This is a genomic window from Mycolicibacterium wolinskyi (assembly GCF_002101965.1).
Lineage (GTDB): Bacteria > Actinomycetota > Actinomycetes > Mycobacteriales > Mycobacteriaceae > Mycobacterium > Mycobacterium wolinskyi.
Genome location: NZ_LQQA01000031.1, coordinates 292,372 through 312,947 on the forward strand (window position 1 = coordinate 292,372; position 20,576 = coordinate 312,947).

Annotated in this window: 19 protein-coding genes; 8 read left to right on the forward strand and 11 right to left on the reverse strand. The window is 68.0% G+C overall.

Annotated features, from left to right (window positions below; translation table 11 throughout):
• The first annotated feature begins 256 nt into the window (after positions 1-256).
• Positions 257-937, forward strand: coding sequence for an SPFH domain-containing protein (locus AWC31_RS29015; protein WP_085147761.1), 681 nt, complete (start codon positions 257-259; stop codon positions 935-937).
• A gap of 7 nt (positions 938-944) precedes the next feature.
• Here AWC31_RS29015 and AWC31_RS29020 read toward each other — a convergent pair whose 3' ends face one another.
• The 6 genes from AWC31_RS29020 to thiO form a co-directional block, all read right to left on the reverse strand.
• Entirely contained in the window at positions 945-1,697 is a 753-nt protein-coding gene (locus AWC31_RS29020) for an ABC transporter permease (protein ID WP_085147763.1), read from the reverse strand.
• A complete protein-coding gene (locus AWC31_RS29025) occupies positions 1,694-2,605 on the reverse strand; it encodes an ABC transporter ATP-binding protein (protein ID WP_085147851.1) in 912 nt (303 codons plus the stop codon). The genes AWC31_RS29020 and AWC31_RS29025 overlap by 4 nt, the downstream gene beginning before the upstream one ends.
• Before the next feature lie 13 nt (positions 2,606-2,618).
• Positions 2,619-3,347, reverse strand: a complete 729-nt coding sequence (locus tag AWC31_RS29030; RefSeq protein ID WP_207626450.1) for an SGNH/GDSL hydrolase family protein — start codon at positions 3,345-3,347, stop codon at positions 2,619-2,621.
• Between the two features lie 102 nt (positions 3,348-3,449).
• A complete protein-coding gene (thiG, locus tag AWC31_RS29035; RefSeq protein ID WP_084356604.1) occupies positions 3,450-4,241 on the reverse strand; it encodes a thiazole synthase in 792 nt (263 codons plus the stop codon).
• Positions 4,234-4,434, reverse strand: coding sequence for a sulfur carrier protein ThiS (thiS, locus tag AWC31_RS29040; RefSeq protein WP_084356605.1), 201 nt, complete (start codon positions 4,432-4,434; stop codon positions 4,234-4,236). Before thiS ends, thiG begins: the two co-directional genes overlap by 8 nt.
• Positions 4,431-5,435, reverse strand: a complete 1,005-nt coding sequence (gene thiO / locus AWC31_RS29045) for a glycine oxidase ThiO (protein WP_085147765.1) — start codon at positions 5,433-5,435, stop codon at positions 4,431-4,433. Before thiO ends, thiS begins: the two co-directional genes overlap by 4 nt.
• A 151-nt stretch (positions 5,436-5,586) precedes the next feature.
• Between thiO and thiE the strand changes: the two genes are divergently transcribed.
• Positions 5,587-6,258, forward strand: a complete 672-nt coding sequence (gene thiE, locus AWC31_RS29050; protein WP_085147767.1) for a thiamine phosphate synthase — start codon at positions 5,587-5,589, stop codon at positions 6,256-6,258.
• On the opposite strand, the gene AWC31_RS29055 is transcribed toward thiE, so the two are convergent.
• Entirely contained in the window at positions 6,242-6,748 is a 507-nt protein-coding gene (locus AWC31_RS29055) for an NUDIX hydrolase (RefSeq protein WP_085147769.1), read from the reverse strand. The genes thiE and AWC31_RS29055 overlap by 17 nt on opposite strands.
• 155 nt (positions 6,749-6,903) lie before the next feature.
• On the opposite strand from AWC31_RS29055, the gene glnX reads away from it, so the two are divergent.
• From glnX to AWC31_RS29070, 3 genes are read left to right on the forward strand one after another with little or no spacing between them, the layout of a single operon-like run.
• On the forward strand, positions 6,904-8,223 hold the full coding sequence (gene glnX / locus AWC31_RS29060; protein ID WP_067849493.1) for a protein kinase G-activating protein GlnX: 1,320 nt from the start codon (positions 6,904-6,906) through the stop codon (positions 8,221-8,223).
• Positions 8,224-8,228: 5 nt separating this feature from the next.
• Positions 8,229-9,188 (forward strand): glutamate ABC transporter substrate-binding protein, encoded by a 960-nt coding sequence (locus AWC31_RS29065; RefSeq protein WP_067849639.1) that lies wholly within the window; start codon positions 8,229-8,231, stop codon positions 9,186-9,188.
• Positions 9,188-11,464, forward strand: a complete 2,277-nt coding sequence (locus AWC31_RS29070; protein ID WP_085147771.1) for a serine/threonine-protein kinase PknG — start codon at positions 9,188-9,190, stop codon at positions 11,462-11,464. The genes AWC31_RS29065 and AWC31_RS29070 overlap by 1 nt, the downstream gene beginning before the upstream one ends.
• Positions 11,465-11,539: 75 nt before the next feature.
• Here AWC31_RS29070 and AWC31_RS29075 read toward each other — a convergent pair whose 3' ends face one another.
• Genes AWC31_RS29075 through AWC31_RS29090 form a run of 4 tightly spaced genes read right to left on the reverse strand, consistent with a single transcriptional unit; the run spans position 11,540 to position 17,682 of the window.
• A complete protein-coding gene (locus tag AWC31_RS29075; protein WP_085147773.1) occupies positions 11,540-12,670 on the reverse strand; it encodes an acetate kinase in 1,131 nt (376 codons plus the stop codon).
• A complete protein-coding gene (gene pta / locus AWC31_RS29080; protein WP_085147775.1) occupies positions 12,667-14,745 on the reverse strand; it encodes a phosphate acetyltransferase in 2,079 nt (692 codons plus the stop codon). The genes AWC31_RS29075 and pta overlap by 4 nt, the downstream gene beginning before the upstream one ends.
• A gap of 19 nt (positions 14,746-14,764) precedes the next feature.
• A complete protein-coding gene (locus AWC31_RS29085) occupies positions 14,765-16,099 on the reverse strand; it encodes an aspartate aminotransferase family protein (protein WP_085147777.1) in 1,335 nt (444 codons plus the stop codon).
• A gap of 17 nt (positions 16,100-16,116) precedes the next feature.
• On the reverse strand, positions 16,117-17,682 hold the full coding sequence (locus AWC31_RS29090) for an APC family permease (protein WP_085147778.1): 1,566 nt from the start codon (positions 17,680-17,682) through the stop codon (positions 16,117-16,119).
• Positions 17,683-17,901: 219 nt separating this feature from the next.
• Here AWC31_RS29090 and AWC31_RS29095 point away from each other — a divergent pair, with 219 nt between their 5' ends.
• Genes AWC31_RS29095 through AWC31_RS29105 form a run of 3 tightly spaced genes read left to right on the forward strand, consistent with a single transcriptional unit; the run spans position 17,902 to position 20,460 of the window.
• Positions 17,902-18,912: a phosphotransferase enzyme family protein gene (locus AWC31_RS29095; RefSeq protein WP_067849507.1), complete on the forward strand. Its 1,011-nt coding sequence runs from the start codon at positions 17,902-17,904 to the stop codon at positions 18,910-18,912.
• 8 nt (positions 18,913-18,920) lie between these two features.
• Complete coding sequence (gene fabG, locus AWC31_RS29100) at positions 18,921-19,697, forward strand: 3-oxoacyl-ACP reductase FabG (RefSeq protein WP_085147779.1); 777 nt, start codon at positions 18,921-18,923, stop codon at positions 19,695-19,697.
• A 1-nt stretch (position 19,698) separates the two neighbouring features.
• Positions 19,699-20,460 carry a GntR family transcriptional regulator gene (locus tag AWC31_RS29105; protein WP_085147781.1) on the forward strand — a complete coding sequence of 254 codons (762 nt, stop codon included), beginning with the start codon at positions 19,699-19,701 and terminating at the stop codon, positions 20,458-20,460.
• The last annotated feature ends 116 nt before the right edge of the window (positions 20,461-20,576 follow it).

The window sequence follows — 20,576 nt, forward strand, 5'->3', positions numbered from 1 at the left end:
TTGCCCGGAGTCATCGAGGAAGCAGGCACAGCGGGGTACCGCGACGTTTCTGTGAGTTGCTCGTGGCACCGTGGCACGGTCAAGGCCGAGGTTCGAATCCTCTCCACCCTTCGATATCCGCCGTCCGGGACTCCGTGGCCAGTGGCCCTGCGGCCCACACCCGCCGGCACGGGGGTGTGACGCCCCGCCGCTGGTTGCGCCCGGCCGGCGGTATCCCCGTGCTGCGCAGACAGATACGCCCGAGAGGAGGACACGCATGTTCAAGAACCGAATCACGGTAACCGCAGGCCAGTGCGCACTCGAGTACCGCGACGGCACGCTCGCGCGTGTCCTGTCGCCGGGCAGGCACCGGATCGCCCGCGACGCCGCAGTGGTGCGCGTGGAGATGCGCGAGCAGGTGTTGACGCTGGCCCCGCAGGAGGTGCTGACCTCCGACGCGGTGTCGCTGCGCATCACGGTCGCGCTGCGGTTCGCCGTGACCGACGCCGCGGCCTACACCGAGGCGGCGGCCGATCCGATGGCCGCGGTGTACCTGGCCGCACAGATCGCGCTGCGCGACAACGTGTCCGGTATGACGGCCGAGGAGGTCATGCAGCGCAGTGCGCGTGTCGACGCCGCGGCGATCACGGCCGCGGCGGCAGCGGCAGGTGCCCGCACCGGTGTCGCGGTCACCGAGGTGTTCGTCAAGGACGTCATCGTGCCTGCCGAGATGCGCACGGCCGCAATGGCGCTGGCGACGGCCAAGGTCAACGGTGCGGCCAGGCTCGAGGCCGCGCGCGCCGAGACCGCGGCACTGCGTGCGCTGGCCAACGCGGGCAAGCTGCTCGACGCGCACCCCGCGCTGGCTCAGCTCCGGCTGATCCAGCACGTCCCGTACGGGTCGAAGGTCGTGCTGTCGCTCGGCGCGCCGACGGATGTGGCGTCTGACCCGGAGTGATTCCGGGTCAGGCGTCACGCCTGTTCACCACCACCACCGCGGCGATGAACACCGCGGCCACCCAGGCCAGGAAGTACACCAGCGAGCCCACCTCGCCCCACGGCATGTCGTAGGTCGGGAACAGCCACTCCACGCCGAGGAACCGGAACATGTTGGCGAACGGCAACCACGGCCCGGCTTCCAGGTTCGGCATGTTGCCCAGCAGTGGTTCGGCCACCAACGGCCACAGCAACAGCGCCGCGACCGCGCCCGCCGCGAATCGCACGAGCGCACCGACCCCGACGCCGAGCACCGCGGCCAGCGCGGCGTACAAGGCGAATCCTCCGGCCACCGACCACGTGGCGGGGTTGGTCGGCGACAACTCGGCACCGATGACGGGTTCGGCGAACAGGCGCGCCACCAGAACCGCACCCAGCACCATCACCACCGCGCACACCGAGGAAAAGGCAGCGCACACAACGGCTTTTGCGATCAGCACCTTGGTCCGGTTGGGGGTGGCCAGGAATGTGGTCCGGATCAGGCCGGTGCGGTATTCGCCGGTCACGGTCATGGATGACAAGACCATGAGCACCGGGACGCCGAACACCGCCACACCCAGGGCGGCCTTGCCGGGAGGCAGCGGCGTGTAGCCGTAGGCCGACCAGCCCTGCAGGGCGGCCACGCCGAAGCTGAGCACGGCCACGCCGACCACCGACCACAGCGGCGAGCGCGTGGTCGACAGCTTGATGCGTTCGGCGTCGAGCGCCGCGAGCGCGCTCATGGCCGGGCCGCCCGGTAATCGACCGCGTCATCGGTGAGTTTCAGATAGGCCTCCTCGAGCGACGCCTGGCGCGTGCTCAGCTCGTGCAGCGTGATCGAGTTACGCCCCGCGAGGTCGCCGATCACCTCGATGGCCACGCCGTGCACCGTCAGCGCCGATCCGTCGGGATCGGCGATCACTTCCAGATCGGCGTCCGACAGCACATCGCGCAGCGTCTCGAGCTGGGGGCTGCGCACCCGCACGGTGTCGGCCGCGGTGCCGTTGACGAATTCGGCGACGGTCGTAGACGCGATCAATCTGCCCTGCCCGATCACCACCAACCGATCGGCGGTGTTGGCCATCTCGGCCAGCAGGTGACTGGAGACGAACACCGTCCGGCCCTGCGCCGCGAGCTCGCGCATGAGCGTGCGGACCCAGTGGATGCCCTCCGGGTCCAGACCGTTGACCGGCTCGTCGAACAGCAGCACCGGCGGATCGCCGAGCAACGCCGCCGCGATACCGAGCCGCTGGCTCATGCCCAGCGACAGTGCCCCGGCGTTGCGTTCGGCTGCTTCGGTGAGCCCGACCATCTCCAGCACCTCGTCGACCCTGGCGGCCGGGATGCGGTTGGCCGCGGCGATCCAGCGCAGGTGATTGCGTGCGCTGCGGTTCGGGTGGGCCTGGCGCGCGTCGAGCAGAGCACCGACGGTCCGCAGCGGATCCCGAAGTTCGCGGTACCGCTTGCCGTCGATGGTCGCGGTTCCCGCGTTGGGGTGGTCGAGGCCGAGGATCAGCCGCATGGTGGTCGTCTTGCCTGCGCCGTTGGGCCCGAGGAAGCCCGTCACGACGCCGGGTTCGACGGTGAAGCTGAGGTCGTCGACAGCGCGATGGGTTCCGTAGAGCTTCGTCAGCCCGGCCAGTTCGATCATCGACCCCATGATCTCAGCCCGCGTGGGCTGCCACCAGATCCGCGACCGCACGCATGCCGGCCGCGTTGGGGTGCAATGGTGCCGGGCGACCGGGTATCGGCAAACCCGGCCGCGTCGTCCATGGCTCAGCTGACCAGGCGTGATGAGCGATGCTCGCCTGCGCCGCGCGCACCCATCCACAGCCTGTCTCAGCCGCTGCCGCGCCGGTGTGCCGCTCCAGCGTGTCGGCGATGTGCCGGCCGAGTTCGACATGATCGCCACTCAGGGGCGTCGCCCCGCCGGTCGGCGGCAGCAGCGTCAGATAGTCGACGAACAGCACGGTGGCTCGCGGTGCACGTTCGCGGATGATCCGGCCGACCTCGGCCAAGGATCCGGCCACGTGTGTCAGCGCGGCTTCCCGCGCGTCGGCGTCGAGCAGGTCGCGCAGTCGCGGCCCGAGCACCGGCACGGCGCGCAGCACGCGCGGCAGACCGGCGGCCATCAGCAGCGGCACATAGCCGACGTCGTTGCCGCCGATCGTGACCGTGACGAGGGCTTCGGAGCCGTCGAGCGCGTCGATCTGCGGCGGCGCGCCGTTCTGCTTGTCGTGCAACACATGTGCGGTGGTCGCCCCGGAGTAGGTGACGTCGACGAGATCGAGTCCCAGGCGGTCGGCGACGAGATGCGGATAGTTGCGCGCCGAGCGGCCGGCCCGAAACGGCGCGCCATCGGCCGACGGTTTGATGCCGGGCCCGGCGGCCATCGAACTGCCAAGGGCCACATAGCGTTTACTGCCCACTTCGAGCCTGCGCACAGATCGTGTTTTCGCGCCGATTCACGCTCTCCCCGCAGTCTCGGCGCACCGTCACAGCGCCGGGCTCGACGCCTGTGCCCAGAACCGTTTCGGGATGCGGCCGGCCTGACGGGCCAGATACCCCGCGGTGACGGCGGCCGACATGGCCGCGGCCATCGTCGGCGGATCGGATGCGCGGGTGACGGCCGTGGCCAACAGCACTGCGTCGCAGCCCAGTTCCATCGCGAGCGCGGCATCGCTCGCGGTGCCGATGCCGGCGTCGAGAACCACCGGGACGCCGGCCTGCTCGACGATCATCTCGATGTTGTGCGGGTTGGAGATGCCCAGCCCGGTGCCGATCGGCGAGCCGAGCGGCATGACCGCGGCGCAGCCGGTGTCTTCCAGCCGACGGGCCAGCACGGGATCGTCGTTGGTGTACGGCAGGACGATGAACCCGTCGTCGACCAATTGCTCGGCCGCCTTGACCAATTCGATGGCATCGGGCAGCAGTGTGCGTTCGTCGGCGATCACTTCGAGCTTGACCAGGTCGGTGCCCAGCGCCTCGCGGGCGAGTTGCGCGGTCAGCACGGCCTCGGCCGCACCCCGGCAACCCGCGGTGTTGGGCAGGGCCGCGATGCCCAGCCGGTTGAGGAGGTCGAGCACGCCGGTGCCGGTCTCGGCATCGATCCGGCGCATCGCGACCGTCGTCAGCTCGGTGCCCGAGGCCACCAGAGCCTCCTCAAGTACGGCCAGATTGGGTGCGCCGCCGGTGCCCATGATGAGCCGCGAGCCGAATTCGCGGCCGCCGATCGTGAGTTTTGAAGCCGATGAGCCGCTTGCGCGAAGAGCAACAGCACTAGCCACCCTGCACCGCCGTCACGACCTCGACCCGGGCCCCGTCGGCCAGGGTGCGGTCCCACTCCGACCGCGGCAACACCGACCAGTCGAGCGCGACCGCGATGCCCTTGTCCGGGAACCCGCGGGTTTCCAACAGCCCCTCGATCGTGGTGGCATCGTCCACCTCGATGACTTCGTCGTTGACCGTGATGGTGATCATTTGGCTCCCACGCTCACCTCGAGTTCGGCCGCGATCCGCTCAGCGGTCCACGGCGCCAATAGAAATCCGTTTCGGCCATGCCCGGCCGCGACAAGCGTGCGATCGTCGAGCCGTTCGACGATCGGCACCCCGTCCGGGGTCATCGGCCGCAGCCCGGCCGCGGTCTCGGCGAGCTCGTACTCGCCGAGTGCCGGCATGACCGCGCACGCGTCGTCGAGCAGATCGCGGACACCGCTCACCACGGGCGCGGTGTCGCGGCCGTGCTCGTACTGGGTGGCTCCGACAACGACGCCGTCCCGGCGCGGCACCAGATAGACGGGGCGCCCGTGCACGCGGGCGCGCACCACCCGGTGTGGCACCGGCATGCAGCCCTTGCGCCACCGCAGCCGCAGCACCTCACCCTTGACCGGGCGGATCGGCAAGTCGGGCCACAACCGCGGGGCGTCGATGCCGTTCGCGATCACCACCGCATCCGCGTCGACGTCGGACAGGTCGTCGACGCGACCGGCCCGGCGCACCGAAAGCTGCGCACACTGCGCGGCGAGCGCGTCGACCACGGCGCGGTTGTCCACCGCGAGTTCCGTGGTCGCCAAGAACCCGTGCCGGATTCCGGCCGCCAGGAGCGGTTCGACATCGCGCGCCGCGGTGGTGAGCTCGACGGGATGGCCCTGGCCGGCCAGCCACTCGGCGACCGTGCGCAGATCGGCGGCATCGGCCCGGTCGACGGCGACCACGAGCGACTCCCGGGCGGTCACGACCTCGGGCGGCATCCCGTCCAGGAATCCCGAGTGCCACAGCCGCAGCGACTCAAGACCCAGTTGCAGCAGCCGCTCCTCGCCGGGCCAGCCTTCGCTGTGCGGTGCGAGCATGCCGCCGGCCACCCACGACGCGCCGTGTTCGGTGGTGGAGTGCAGTTGCACGGTCCAACCGTCGAGCGCGGCGCGACGGGCGATGGACAGCCCGATGACGCCGCCACCGATGACGGCAAGTGTGCGTGCCATTCCTTGACTCCCTTCGCCGGCATGACCCGGATCAGGTGTGACGGTAAGGGCTGGTGCTCGGCGTCTCGTAGCCCACTCTCAGTCCCCGTTCCCGGGACTCCCGTGTGTTGCCAGTCCAGGGTACTCGGCGCGCACACGCTACCGTCGCGGTGTGGAATCACCCGTCGACCGACTGCAGCATGCCGGGCTGTACCTGTGCACCGACGCCCGCCGCGAGCGCGGCGACCTGGCCGAATTTGCCGACGCCGCGCTGGCGGGTGGGGTGGATCTCATCCAGTTGCGCGACAAGGGCTCGCCCGGCGAGCAGAAGTTCGGCCCGCTGGAGGCACGTCAGGAACTCGACGCACTCGCGGTGCTGGCCGACGCCGCCCGCAGGCATGGTGCGCTGCTCGCCGTCAACGATCGGGCCGATATCGCGCTCGCGGCCGGGGCCGACGTGCTGCACCTCGGCCAGGACGATCTTCCGCTGCCCGTCGCGCGCGGCATCATCGGTGACCGGCCGGTGATCGGCCGGTCGACGCACGACGCCGAGCAGGTCGCCGGGGCGATCGACGAAGCCGTGGACTACTTCTGCGTCGGGCCGTGCTGGCCCACCCCGACCAAGCCGGGACGGCCCGCGCCCGGCCTGGATCTGGTGCGCCACACCGCCACGCTGAACCCGGCCAAGCCGTGGTTCGCGATCGGCGGAATCGACGCGCAACGGCTGCCCGAGGTGCTCGCCGCGGGCGCGCGCCGCATCGTGGTCGTGCGGGCGATCACCGCCGCCGACGATCCCCGCGCCGCGGCGCACGACCTCAAGAAGGCGCTCAGCGCTGCCGGTTGACGAGGAGCGGGATCGTGGCGGTCACGGTCCGCAGGTGCTGCCAGCTCGCGGCGAACCCGGGGTGCAGCGGCAGTTCGGCGACCTGATCCTCGACGACCCAGCGCAGTTCCGAGCTCTCGCGGTTAGGAATCGTCTCGAGGAGCTCGGGCGCGTCCGCGATGACGGTGGTGTACGTCCATTGCGTGCCACCCATGCCCGCGATCTCGGCGGTGATCACGGTGGTCCGCACGGTCAGTTGTTCGGCAGGCAATCCGGCTTCCTCGTGTGCCTCGCGGACTGCGGCCTGCTCGGGCGTCTCGTGGCTGTCGCGGGCGCCGCCGGGCAACGCCCAGGTACCGCCCTGATGGCTCCACGGCGCCCGGTGCTGCAACAGCACGGCGGCCGAGCCGTCCGGCCACGGAGCCCGCAACAGCAATCCGGCCGCACCGTGACGGCCCCAGAACCGGGCGCCGTTGTCGGAAATCACCCAGCCGTCACCGTCGCCACGCACCCGTACAGAATAAGGAACACCGCTGAAATTGGTTGGGCCCCGAATCAACGCGAGCCATACCCGGAGCTCTTAGAATTCTTTTATAGAGTTGACGCAGCCGTACCCGACCCGACCCAAAGCCGAAGACACCGAAACTAAATGAGGTCCGCGCGCAGGTGACTGTGGAGTTGGCACATCCCTCGACCGAACCGCTCGCGTCCCGGTCGCCGACCACCCCTGCCCACCCGCGTTGGTGGTTTCTGTGGACGACGCCCGGCCGCATCCTCACCATCGGCGTGGTGCTGTGCGCGCTTGTCGTCGCGAGCGCGTTCGCGACATCGACGACGATCAACGACCGCCAGCAGGCGCTGACGACGGTTCTCGACCACACCGAACCGCTGTCCTTCGCGGCCGGCCGCCTCTACACCACGCTCTCGGTCGCCGATGCCGCTGCGGCCACCGCGTTCATCGCCGGTGCCGAACCCCGCGATGTGCGCCAGCGCTACGAACAAGCGATCACCGACGCGTCGGTCGCGGTCACCCGGGCATCGAGCGGGCTGACCGACGAGGAACTCGTCCAACTGCTCGGCCGGATCAACGCCCGGCTGGCGGTGTACACCGGGCTCGTCGAGACCGCCAGGACCAACAACCGCGCTGGCAATCCGGTGGGCTCGTCCTACCTGTCCGAGGCGTCGGCGATGATGCAGACGCAGATCCTGCCGGACGCGCAACGCCTGTACGAGCAGACGTCCGCGCGTGTGGACGCCGAGACGACGGCGTCGGCACAGATTCCGACGCCCGTCATGCTCGTGGTGCTCGCGACGTTGTTGTTCGGGGCGTTCGCGAACCGCTGGCTCGCGCGGCGCACCCGCCGCCGCGTCAACATCGGGTTCGTGGCGGGCGGGCTGGCCGTGCTGATCATGTTGATCTGGGTGAGCACCGCGCTCGTGATATCGACATCGGACAGCCGAAGCGCGAAAGAGACCGCCGCCGAATCCTTGAAGACCGTGACGAATCTGGCCATCACCGCCCAGCAGGCCCGCGCCGACGAAACCCTCGCCCTGATCCGGCGCGGCGACGAGAACGTGCGCAAGCAGTCCTACTACCAGCGCATCGACATGATGCAACAGCAGCTTTCGGACTATCTCGCGCGCGACACCGGAATCGACACGAGTGATCTGGTCGGCGCCGAACAGCTGCTCACCAAGTGGCGGGCGGCCGATGACCGGATCAACGCCTACATCGCGGTCGGCAACTATCAGGCCGCCACGCAGGTCGCGCTCGGCACCGGCGAGGATGACTCGACACCCGCGTTCGACAAGCTCGACGCCGCGCTGTCGAAGGGCATCGAGCAGAGCCGCAGCCAGCTCCGCAACGACATCGCCAACGCCCGCCGCGTGCTGTCGGGCGCGACCGTCGGCGCCGCACTGCTCAGTGTGGCCGCGGCGATCGCGGTGGCGCTCGGGCTGTGGCCGAGACTGAGCGAGTACAGATGATGCAGATGAGGAAACTTCTGATCCTGCTGGCGGCGGTCCTCGCGGTGGCCGGCTGCAGCCAGACCGCACCCGCGTTGACGCTGCCCGCGTTGACGCTCGCGCCGCCCACCCCGGCCGGCATGGAGGAACTCGCGCCCCAACCGGTGCGGGTCCCCATCGAAGAGGACGACGACTGCAACCGCACCGCGAGCCTGCGCCCGTTCAGCAACAAGGCCGAGGCCGACGCCGCGGTCGCCAACATCCGCGCCAGGGGCAGGCTCATCGTCGGCCTCGACATCGGCAGCAACCTGTTCTCCTTCCGGGATCCGATCACCGGCCAGATCAACGGATTCGACGTCGACATCGCCGGTGAGGTGGCCCGCGACATCTTCGGCACCCCGTCGCAGGTCGAGTACCGCATCCTGTCCTCGGCCGACCGCATCGCCGCCCTGCAGAACAACCAGGTCGACATCGTCGTCAAGACCATGACGATCACCTGTGAGCGCAAGGAGTTGGTGAACTTCTCGACGGTGTACCTGATGGCCAATCAGCGCATCCTCGCGGCCAGGGACTCCAACATCACGCAGGCCTCGGATCTGTCCGGCAAGCGCGTATGCGTGGTGGACGGCACCACGTCCCTCGAACGAATCCAGCAGATCAGCCCGTCCCCGATCATCGTGTCGGTGGTGACGTGGGCCGACTGCCTGGTGGCGCTGCAGCAGCGCCAGGCCGACGCGGTCAGCACCGACGACTCGATCTTGGCGGGGCTCGTCGCCCAGGATCCGTATCTGCACATCGTGGGGCCGAGCCTGAGCCAGGAGCCCTACGGCATCGGCGTGAACCTGGAGAACACCGGGCTCGTGCGTGTCGTCAACGGCACGCTGGAGCGGATCCGCCGCGATGGCACGTGGAACACGTTGTACCGCAAGTGGTTGACGGTGTTGGGCCCGGCGCCGGCCCCACCGGTTGCGAGGTATGTGGATTGATGAACCAGCCCGACGACGCAGAATTCGCGGGATCACCCGACACCGACGAGGGGCCGGGCACTCAGCCGGCCAGCTTCGATGACCTCGACTTCGATTCGGCGTCGACCATGCGCCCGATGGCGACCCAGGCAGTGTTCCGGCCCGAGTTCGACGACTCCGACGACATCTCCCTGGGTTCGGGCGACACCGAGCCGCACGAGCACGCGACGATCGCCACCCGCATGTTGTCGCCGATCCGCCGGCTCGGTGGCGGGCTGGTGGAGATTCCCCGCGTGCCCGAGCGGGACCCGCTGACCGCATTGATGACGAATCCGGTGGTGGCCGAGTCGAAACGGTTCTGCTGGAACTGCGGCAAACCGGTCGGCCGCTCCTCCCCCGACGGCCACGCCCTGTCCGAGGGCTGGTGCCCGCATTGCGGCAGCGCCTATTCGTTCCTGCCGCAGTTGTCCCCTGGCGACATCGTGGCCGATCAGTACGAGATCAAGGGCTGCATCGCCCACGGCGGGCTGGGCTGGGTCTATCTGGCCTTCGACAAGAACGTCAACGACCGGCCCGTCGTGCTCAAAGGCCTGGTGCATTCCGGCGACGCCGAGGCACAGGCCATTGCCATGGCCGAGCGCCAATTCCTGGCCGAGGTGACCCACCCCGGGATCGTCAAGATCTACAACTTCGTCGAACACAACGACAAGCACGGCAACCCCGTCGGCTACATCGTGATGGAGTACGTCGGCGGAACGTCGCTCAAGCAGGCCAGGGGTACGAAACTGCCGGTGGCCGAGGCGATCGGCTACATGCTGGAGATCCTGCCCGCACTGGCCTACCTGCATTCGATCGGCCTGGCCTACAACGACCTCAAGCCCGAGAACATCATGATCACCGAGGCCCAGCTCAAGCTGATCGACCTCGGCGCGGTGTCGCGGCTCAACTCCTACGGATACCTGTACGGCACACCGGGTTACCAGGCTCCCGAGATCGTGCGGACCGGTCCGACCGTGGCCACCGACATCTACACCGTGGGCCGCACGCTCGCCGCGCTGACCCTGGATCTGCGCACGCGCCGGGGACGTTATGTCGACGGCCTGCCGTCCGAGGACCCCGTGCTGGCCACCTACGACTCGTTCGGCCGGTTGCTGCGCCGGGCAATCGATCCCGACCCGCGGCGCCGCTTCGCCAGTGCCGACGAGATGTCGGGACAGCTGCTCGGCGTGCTGCGCGAAGTGGTCGCCGCCGACAGCGGCGTGCCCCGGCCCGGCCTGTCGACGGTGTTCAGCCCGTCGCGGTCGACGTTCGGGGTGGACCTGCTCGTCGCGCACACCGACGTATACGTCGACGGCCAAGTGCATTCCGAGAAGCTCACCGCGCAGGAGATCGTGCGGGCGCTGCCCGTGCCACTGGTCGACCGCACCGACGTCGGAGCCCCCATGCTGGTGGCCAGCGTGCTCAGCCAGCCCGTGCACACGCTCGACCAGTTGCGGGCGGCCCGCCACGGCGCGCTCGACTCCGACGGTGTCGACCTGTCGGAATCCATTGAGCTGCCGCTGATGGAGGCGCGCGCGCTGTTGGATCTCGGCGACGTCGCCAAGGCCACCCGCAAGCTCGACGATCTCGCCGCACGAGTGGGCTGGCGCTGGCGGCTGATCTGGTTCCGCGCGGTCGCCGAGATGCTGTCCGCCGACTACGAATCGGCGACAAAGCATTTCACCGAGGTGCTGGACACGCTGCCCGGCGAGCTGGCACCGAAGCTTGCATTGGCCGCGACGGCCGAACTCGCCGGCACCGCCGACGAGCTGAAGTTCTACAAGACCGTGTGGAGCACCGACAACGGCGTGATCTCGGCGGGTTTCGGGTTGGCCAGAGCCGAATCGGTCGCCGGCGAGCGTGACAAAGCCGTCCAGACCCTTGACGAAGTGCCGCCCACGTCAAGGCATTTCACGACGGCCCGGCTCACGAGCGCGGTGACCCTGTTGTCGGGACGGTCGACCAGTGAGATCACCGAGCAGCACATCCGCGACGCCGCACGGCGCGTGGAGGCCCTGCCCGATTCCGAGCCACGCGTGCTGCAGATCCGCGCGCTGGTGCTGGGCACCGCGATGGACTGGCTGGCCGACAATTCGGCGAGCAGCAATCACATCCTGGGCTTCCCGTTCACCGAGCACGGCCTCAAGCTCGGTGTCGAGGCGTCACTGCGTGCCCTGGCGCGGGTCGCCCCCACGCAGTCACACCGGTACGCGCTCGTCGATCTCGCCAACAGCGTGCGCCCGATGTCGACGTTCTGAGCACTGGCGAGCAGACGCGTAGGTACCCAGGAATGCGCCTTCCGGGGTACCTACGCGTCTGCTCGCGCCGGGAAGCTACACGACCTCCACACAGGCCTGTGCGATCGCCAGCTCCTCGTTGGTCGGCACGACCAGGACGGTCGTCGGCGAGTCGGGCGTCGAAATCCGCCGTGCCTCTTTGGATCGCACGGAGTTGACCGTCTCATCGATCTGGATGCCGAGGCCGCTCAACCCCGCGAGCGCGTCACGGCGGACCGCGGCATCGTTCTCCCCCACCCCGGCGGTGAAGGTGATGACGTCGGTGTTGCCGAGCACGGCGAGGTATGCGCCGATGTATTTCCGCAACCGGTGGATGTAGACGTCGTAGGCGAGTTGTGCTGACTCATCCCCGGAGTCGATGCGCTGGTGCAGTTTCCGGAAATCGTTCTCGCCGCCGAGTCCGAGGACACCCGAGCGGCGGTTGAGCATCGACTCGATGTCCTCGACGCCCATCCCGGCCGTGCGCCACAGGTACATGATGATGCCGGGGTCGATGTCACCGCTGCGGGTGCCCATCACCAAACCCTCCATCGGAGTGAGGCCCATGGAGGTGTCGACGGGCCTGCCACCGGCGATCGCCGACGCGGACGCGCCGTTACCGAGATGCAGCACAATCTGATTCAGCGATTCATACGATCGGTCCAGGAACGCCGCGGCTTGCTGGCTGACGTACTCGTGCGACGTGCCGTGGAAGCCGTATCGGCGGATCTTCCACTCCTCGGCCAACTTGTCGTCGATCGCGTATGTCGCGGCGGCGGCGGGCAGATGATGGAAGAACGCGGTGTCGAACACCGCCACGTGCGGCAGGTCGGGCAGCAGCTTGCGGGCCACCTTGATACCGAGCACGGCAGGCGGATTGTGCAACGGCGCCAATGGCGCGAGTTCCTCGACCTTGGCGATCAGGGCGTCGTCGATGATGGTCGGGCGATAGAACGTCTTGCCGCCGTGTACGACGCGATGGCCCACGGCGACGAGTCCGAGGGCGTCGAGGTCGAGCCCGCCTGCGGCGAGTTCGTCGAACGCGGCCCGCAGCGCGGCGTCGTGATCGGGTACCGAACCCGAACCGATCTCCTCGATGATCCCGTCCGCCAGGAATTCTCGCGAACCTGGCTGCACCACAGCATATTTGAGCGACGACGAACCGGAATTGACAACGAGAACGGTCACGGCTGCCCCTGCGCCTGGATCGCGGTGATCGCCACGGTGTTGACGATGTCTTCGACGAGTGCACCGCGGGACAGATCGTTGACCGGTTTGTTGAGCCCTTGCAGCACCGGGCCGATCGCGATCGCACCCGCACTGCGCTGCACGGCCTTGTACGTGTTGTTGCCCGTGTTGAGGTCGGGGAAGATCAGCACTGTGGCCCGCCCCGCCACCTCCGAATCGGGCATCTTCGTCTTGGCCACCGACGGTTCCACCGCCGCGTCGTACTGGATCGGCCCCTCGACGAGAAGCGACGGTTCCCGCTGGCGCACCAATTCCGTTGCCGCCCTGACCTTGTCGACATCGGCACCGGTCCCGGAGGTTCCGGTCGAATAGGACAGCATCGCGACGCGCGGGTCGATGCCGAACTGCGCGGCCGTGCGGGCCGAGGAGATCGCGATGTCGGCCAGTTGCTCGGACGTCGGATCGGGCACGATCGCGCAGTCGCCGTAGGCCAGCACGCGATCCTCGAGGCACATCAGGAAGATGCTCGACACGGTCGAGACATCGGGCAGGGTCTTGATGATCTCGAACGCAGGCCGGACGGTGTGCGCCGTGGTGTGCATGGCCCCGGACACCATGCCGTCGACCATGTCGTTGTGCACCAGCATGGTGCCGAAGTAGGACACGTCGTGGATGATCTCGCGGGCCTGCTCGACCGTCACGCCCTTGTGCTTGCGCAGTTCGGCGTACTGGTCGGCGAACTGGTCGCACAGCTCGCTGGTACGTGGGTTGAGCACCGTGGCGGCCGCCAGGTCGACACCGAGTTCGGCTGCCCGGGAGCGGATCTGACTCTCGTCGCCGAGGATCGTGAGATCGGCGACGCTGCGCTGCAGCAGCCGCCCCGCCGCTTTGAGGATGCGGTCGTCCTCGCCTTCGGGCAGCACGATGCGCCGGATGTCCGAGCGTGCCCGATCCAGCAGCTGGTAGGTGAACATCTGCGGCGTCGTGACCGTGGGAATCGAGATGCTCAGCTGCGCGAGCAGGTCATTGACGTCGACATGGTCGTCCATCAACGCCAGCGCGGTGTCGATCTTGCGTTGCGACCCCGCGGTGACCCGTCCGCGCGTGCCCGCCACGCGGCTCGCGGTCTCGAACGTGCCGTACTTGGTCGCGACGATCGGCAACCGGAGCCCCAGCCCCGACACCAGCGACGCGATCGCCGGGTGCAGATCGAGTCCACCGTTGAGGATGATGCCCGACAGCGACGGAAACCCTTCGGCGGCATGGGCGCTCACCACCGCGAGCACCACATCGGAACGATCACCCGGCGTGATCACCGCGACGCCTTCGGTGAGGCGTTCCAGCACGTGCTCGGCGGTCATGCCGGCCACCAGCACGCCCATCGCCTCGCGCGACAGCAGTGCCGGGTCGCCGGCGATCACGGTGCCGTCGACGGCCTTCTGCAGTTCGGCCACCGACGGAGCGACCAACAGCGGCTCCTCGGGCAGCACGTACGCCGGTGGCCCGAGCGGTTTGAGGGCGTTGGCCACCACGGTCAGCTGGGCCGGGTCACACCGGTTGGCGACCACGGCCGCGGCGTGCGCGTGCTGGCCGGCGAGTTCGGCCAGGCACACCTCGACGACGTGCGCGACCTCGTCGGGGGTCCGGTCGGCGGCCTTCACCGCGAGCACGACGGGTGCGCCGAGGTTCACCGCGATGCGCGCGTTCATGTTCAGCTCGCTCGGCGTGGCCACGTCGGTGTAGTCGCTCCCGACGATCAGCACCGCATCGCACTGGTCGGCGACGCGGTGGAACCGGTCGACAATCTCGGTGATCGCGGCGTCGGGGTCCTCGTGCACCTGCTGATAGCCGACGCCGACGCATTCCTCGTAGGCGAGGCCGGCCGTCGTCCCGGCCAGCAACAGTTCGAGGATGTAGTCGCGGTCCTCGCCCAACCGCGTGATGGGCCGGAACACCCCGACCTTGGGCACCGTCGCCGCAAGCCGGTGCAGAATGCCCAGCGCAATGGTCGACTTACCGGTGTCGCCTTCAGGTGAGGCTATGTAGATCGCGGTCGCGATGTTTCCATCCGGCACGACTACAGCATTCCCTAGATCAGGTCAGCTCCGCCAGCGCGGCCCCGAACTCGGTGCACAACCAGTCGACGTCGGCCATGGTGAACACGAGCGGCGGCCGGATCTTGAGCACGTTGCCGTCCGATCCGCATACCGAGATGAGGACCCGGCGGTCGCGCATCGCGTTGACCAGATCGTGGGCTGCGGCCCGGTTCGGCAGCGCGGTTTCGAGATCGGTGACGACCTCGACCCCGACATAGAGCCCGCACCCACGGACGTCACCAATACGGGGATGGCCTGCGGTGATGCGGGCGAGTTCATCCCGCAGCGTCGCCCCGACCCGGGCGGCGTTGGCGATCAACTGCTCGTCCTCGATGACGTCGAGGACTGCAGCCGCAGCCGCCATCGACACCGGGTTGCCGCCGAACGTGTTGAAGTAGGGCACGCCGCGGGCAAACGCCTCAAGCACCTCGCTGCGGGCCGCCATCGCCGCGACGGGGAGCCCGTTGGCCATCGGCTTGCCCATCGTGACCAGGTCGGGGACGACGCCGTGGCGGCTGAACCCCCACATCGAGTCGCCGGTCCGGCCGAAACCGGGCTGTACCTCGTCGGCGATGAACACTCCACCCGCGGCGCGGACGGCCTCGACCGCGGGACCGAGCACCGACGGATCCGGATAGATGCCGTCCGACGAGAAGATGGTGTCGACGATGAGGCAGCGCACGCCGTGACCGGCCGCCTGCAGGTCGGTGAGCGCCGCTTGGACGTCGGCACGGAACTTCGCGGCCACGGCCGTGCCGGTGCGATAGCTGTCGGGGGCAGGCACCGTGCGGACATGCGGGCCGACGGTCGTGTCACCGCCGAGCGACGGTGAAATCGCCGTCACCGCTTCGGTATTGCCGTGATAGGCGTCACGCGTCACGATGACACCCGTTGCTCCGGTGTACATCTGGGCGACCCGCAGGGCGAGGTCGTTGGCCTCCGAACCGGTGCACGCGTACATCACCTGGTCGATGTCGTCGGCGCCGGAATCTGCGAAAGTGCCCAGCAGCCGGGCCGAGTAGTCGACGATGCCCTCGTGCAGATAGCGGGTGTGGGTGTTGAGGGTTTCGAGCTGCCGGGTGACCGCGGATACGACGTGGGGATGGCAGTGCCCGACGCTGACGACGTTGTTGTAGGCGTCGAGATACCGCACGCCGTCCACGTCGAACATGTGGCTGCCCCGGCCACGGACCAGGTGTACCGGCCGTTCATAGAACAGCCGGTACGCCGGTCCGAGCAGGCGGGTGCGGGCTGAGATCAGTTGTTCGGTACCCGGATCGGTCGCAAGACCGCCCGTGTAGCTGTTCGAATCCATGATGTTGGAAAAACTCATGCCCGCGTCCCCCTTACTCAGCGTTCGTGCGCTTCCTCCAACACCGTGCGGCCCAGGTCGGAATACCGCTGCGGATCCCGGTATTTCAGGAACAGCGCCAACAGCACACCACCGATTCCGACGATGCCAACAACATACGGGATCGCGGTGAAGACCCAGTCGGATGCGGCGGCGCCCGCGGCGAACGACGCGTTCTTGGCCAGCAGATAGATCACATAGAGCATGCCGGTTCCGCCGAGCAGCGGAGCCAGGAACGTGGTGAACCAGTTGGCGGTCTCCGGGTGGCGTTTTTGCACATGGAAGTACGAGATCACCGAGAACGCCGCCAGCGCCTGCACGATCATGATGGCCGTGGTGCCGAGGAGCGCCATCAAGCCGTACAGCCCGGTGTAGGGGTCACGCCCGGTGAGGTCGAAGAACAACACCACCAGGGTCGCGAAGCCGGTCTGCACGAAACCGGCGATGTGTGGTGAGCCGTGCACCGGATGCGTCGCGCCGATCGTCTTGCGCATGCCGGGGATGATGTTCTCGCGCCCGAGTGCGTACAGGTAACGCGCAGCGCAGTTGTGGAACGCCATGCCGCACGCGAACGATCCGGTCATCAACAGGATCTTGAACAGATCGACGGCCCACTGCCCGAGATGCTCGTGTACGGGATTGAAGAAGATATTGCCCGCGGTCGACGAATCCTGCGCCAGCGCAACAGCATTCTGCGGTCCGGTGCCGACGATCGCCAGCCACGACACCAGCACGTAGAACACGCCGATGCCGACCACCGAGCTGATCACCGCGATCGGGATGATCTTCTTGGGGTTACGTGATTCCTCGCCGTACATGGCGCTCGACTCGAAGCCGACCCAGGACCAGAAGGCGAAGAACAGGCCGACGCCTGCTGATCCGGCGACCGCGATCATGCTTCCGTCGGCGCCGGCAACCTCACCGGACAGACTGTGAAATCCGTTGAGCGGGTTGAGCGATCCGAGAGACCAGCCCTGCGGGCCACCGCCGGTGAAGACGACCGAGAGCGCCATCATCGCAAGCATCACGATCTCGGTGATGAGGAAGACACCCAGCACCTTGGCCGCAAGATTGATGTCGAAGTAGGTCAGCACCGCGTTGACGGCGAGCATGACGACCGCGAACACGATCCACGGCACGTCGATGCCGAAGAACGATTTGAACAGATCGTTGCCGAAGAACGAGAAGATGCCGATGAGCGAGGCTTCGAACACCATGTACGCCAACGCTGTCAGGAAACCGGCACCCAACCCGACGATGCGGCCGAGCCCGTGGGAGATGTACCCGTAGAACGCACCGGTCGCGGTGATGTGCTTGCTCATCGCGGCGTAGCCGATCGCGAAGAGGGTCAACACGATCGTGGCCACGAAGTAGCCCGCGGGCGCGTAGGCGCCGTTGCCGAATCCGACCGAGATCGGGACGTTGCCGACCATGGCGGTGATGGGTGCGGCGGTGGCCACCGCCATGAACAACACGCCGACCAAACCCACCGCGTTGGGCTTGAGACGTTGGATGCCGCTGGACGGCGTTTGAGATGGAGATGGAGGATCGATGATCTCGCTCATTGTGGACCCACTTTTGGTCTGGTTTCAACGCGTCGACGACAGCGTTGTGGTGCGACGGAGGCCATTTCTACCGCTCGCAGAACGCTTGGTCAACTTGGAAATCCCTGGCTGACAAGGCTTTTGTTGCGGCCATGTTTCGAACCTGGCAATCATGCAACAGCCAGGTTAAACCGGCTCATTTGGTCTGCTCGTGCTGCTCATTTGGTCCACACTCGGTGCATGCCGGGACTGCCTGCTGATCACGAACTGTTCGCGAGGGCCGCCCTGCCGTCGTACCGGCGCGACCCCGAGACGCCGCTGCGCCTGCTGAGCCTGTCCGAGAACGCCACCTATCTCGTCGCCGACGACGACCCGATGGTGTTGCGCGTGCACCGGCCGGGCTACCACTCACTGGCCGGCATCGGCTCCGAACTCGACTGGATGGCCGCTCTCCGGCGTGAAACACCGGTGAGGACACCACAACTCGTGTGCTCGTCGACCGGCGCGCACGTGGTGACGGCCGTTGTTGGCGATCGCGAACTGCACGTCGATGCGGTGAGCTTCGTGCCCGGGTGCACGGCCGAAGAAGCTGCCGACGCAGTTGGGTTCGCCAAACTCGGCGAGCTGACGGCGATCATGCATGAACACACGCAGCGCTGGACCCCACCGGCCGGCTTCACCCGCTTCAGCTGGGACCTCGACGCGATTCTGGGGCCGCACGCCCGCTGGGGGAACTGGCGCGCCGCTCCGGCTCTCACCACCGAGGACCGAGCCGTGATCCGAGCCGCGGTGACCGAGATCACCCAGCGGCTCGACGAGTTCGGCACGGGCCCGGATCGCTTCGGGCTGATTCACGCCGACCTGCGGCTGTCGAACCTCATGGTTGACCCCGCTGCACCGGGCACCGACATCACGGTGATCGACTTCGACGACTGCGGGTGGTCGTGGCATTTGGCCGATCTCGCCGCCGTCCTGTCGTGGATCGAGGACGCACCGCAGGCCGACGCCATCATCAGTGAATGGCTGCGCGGCTACCGGTCCGTGCGGCATCTGCCCGACGATCACCTGGCGCTCGTGCCGACGTTCGTGATGTTGCGTCGGGTGCAGTTGACGGCGTGGATCGCGTCGCATGCCGATGCCGACGCGGCCATCGCCGTCGGCGCCGACTATGCCCGCGGCACCGCGCGGCTGGCCGACCGCTACCTTGGCGATCAAACCTGGCTGCAGGACGCCGTTTTCACAACCGCTTAGGAGCGACAATGTTTGACCTGGACAACCGCTCGGTGCTGGTCACCGGAGGCAGCAAGGGCATCGGCCGCGGCATCGCGACGGTGTTCGCACGTGCCGGGGCGAACGTCGCGGTGGCGGCGCGATCGTCGACCCATCTCGACGCGTGCGTCGCTGACCTCGACAGCCTCGGCTCGGGCAAGGTCATCGGCGTGGTGACCGATGTCAGTGACCGCAAGGCGTGCGACGAGCTCGCCGCGGCGGCACTCGACGCGTTCGGCGGGCTCGACGTGGTCTGCGCCAACGCCGGCATCTTCCCCGACGCACCGCTGGCCACCATGACCCCCGAGCAGCTCACCGAGATCTTCGCCGTCAATGTCAACGGGACGTTCTTCGCGGTTCAGGCCTGCCTGGACGCGCTCATCGCGTCGGGCTCCGGCCGGGTCATCCTGACCTCGTCGATCACCGGACCCATCACCGGATACCCCGGCTGGTCGCATTACGGCGCGACCAAATCCGCCCAGCTCGGGTTCATGCGGACGGCCGCAATCGAGTTGGCCCCGCACAAGATCACCGTGAACGCGATCCTGCCCGGCAACATCATGTCCGAGGGCATGATCGAGAACGGTGAGGAGTACATCGCCAGCATGGCCAAGTCGATTCCCGCGGGCGCACTCGGCACGCCGGAAGACATCGGCCACCTGGCGGCGTTCCTGGCCACCAAGGAGGCCGGCTACATCACCGGGCAGGCCATCGCCGTCGACGGCGGACAGGTGCTGCCCGAGTCCCTGGACGCGATCGTCACCTGACATGGAGGAGTCGTCCGGGGGGCCGGTGGCCGAAGACGTGCGCCGCCGCATCCTCTCCATGCTGGCCCAGGGCACGCTGCGGCCGGGCTCGCGCCTCGGCACCGAGCGCGAGATGGCCGACACGTTCGCGGTGTCGCGGTCGACGCTGCGCAGCGCGCTGCTGCCGTTGAGTCAGGCCGGTGTGCTGGAACGTCGCACCGGCAGGACCGGCGGCACGTTCGTGCGCGCCGACATCGTCGAGCGCAACGCCGCCGAACTGGCCGGGCTGCCCGCGCGCCTGCACAGCGGCGGGCACACCAGCACCAGCCGCGTGCTGGGGACCGATCGCCGCCCGGCCACCCCGGTCGAAGCCCACGCGCTCGAAATCAGCGAGACCACAGACATTTTCACGGTCCGCCGGCTGCGCTTCGCCGACGGCGTGCCGTTGTCGGTCGACTTGGCCTGCTTTGTCGCCGACCATATGGAGGACCTGCTCGAACAACCGCTCGGCGGCTCGCTCTACGAATTGCTCCGCGTGCGGTACGGGCTCGTGCCCGCCACCACGACCGAGACCATCGAGGTCGTCAGCGCCAGCCAGCGCGAAGCCCAATGGCTGGAGATCGCCCACCGCAAACCGCTCCTGGCGATCACGCGCGTGACCCGCGACAACACGGGCCAGCCGTTCGAATACGCCTATGACCTCTTCCGTGCCGACCGGGTCCGGCTGACGGCAACGAGTCACGGCACCGTCGGTGCGGTCGAACGGTCGGTGAGCAGCGCCTGACGCTTCTCGGCGATCGTGCGGTTTCATCCGCGACTCGCCGCTTGGATTCAAGCGGTGGCTGCAACGAATGTGGACGGGTCTGACAGTAGTCGGTGGAGTTCTTCGGCGGGGGTGCG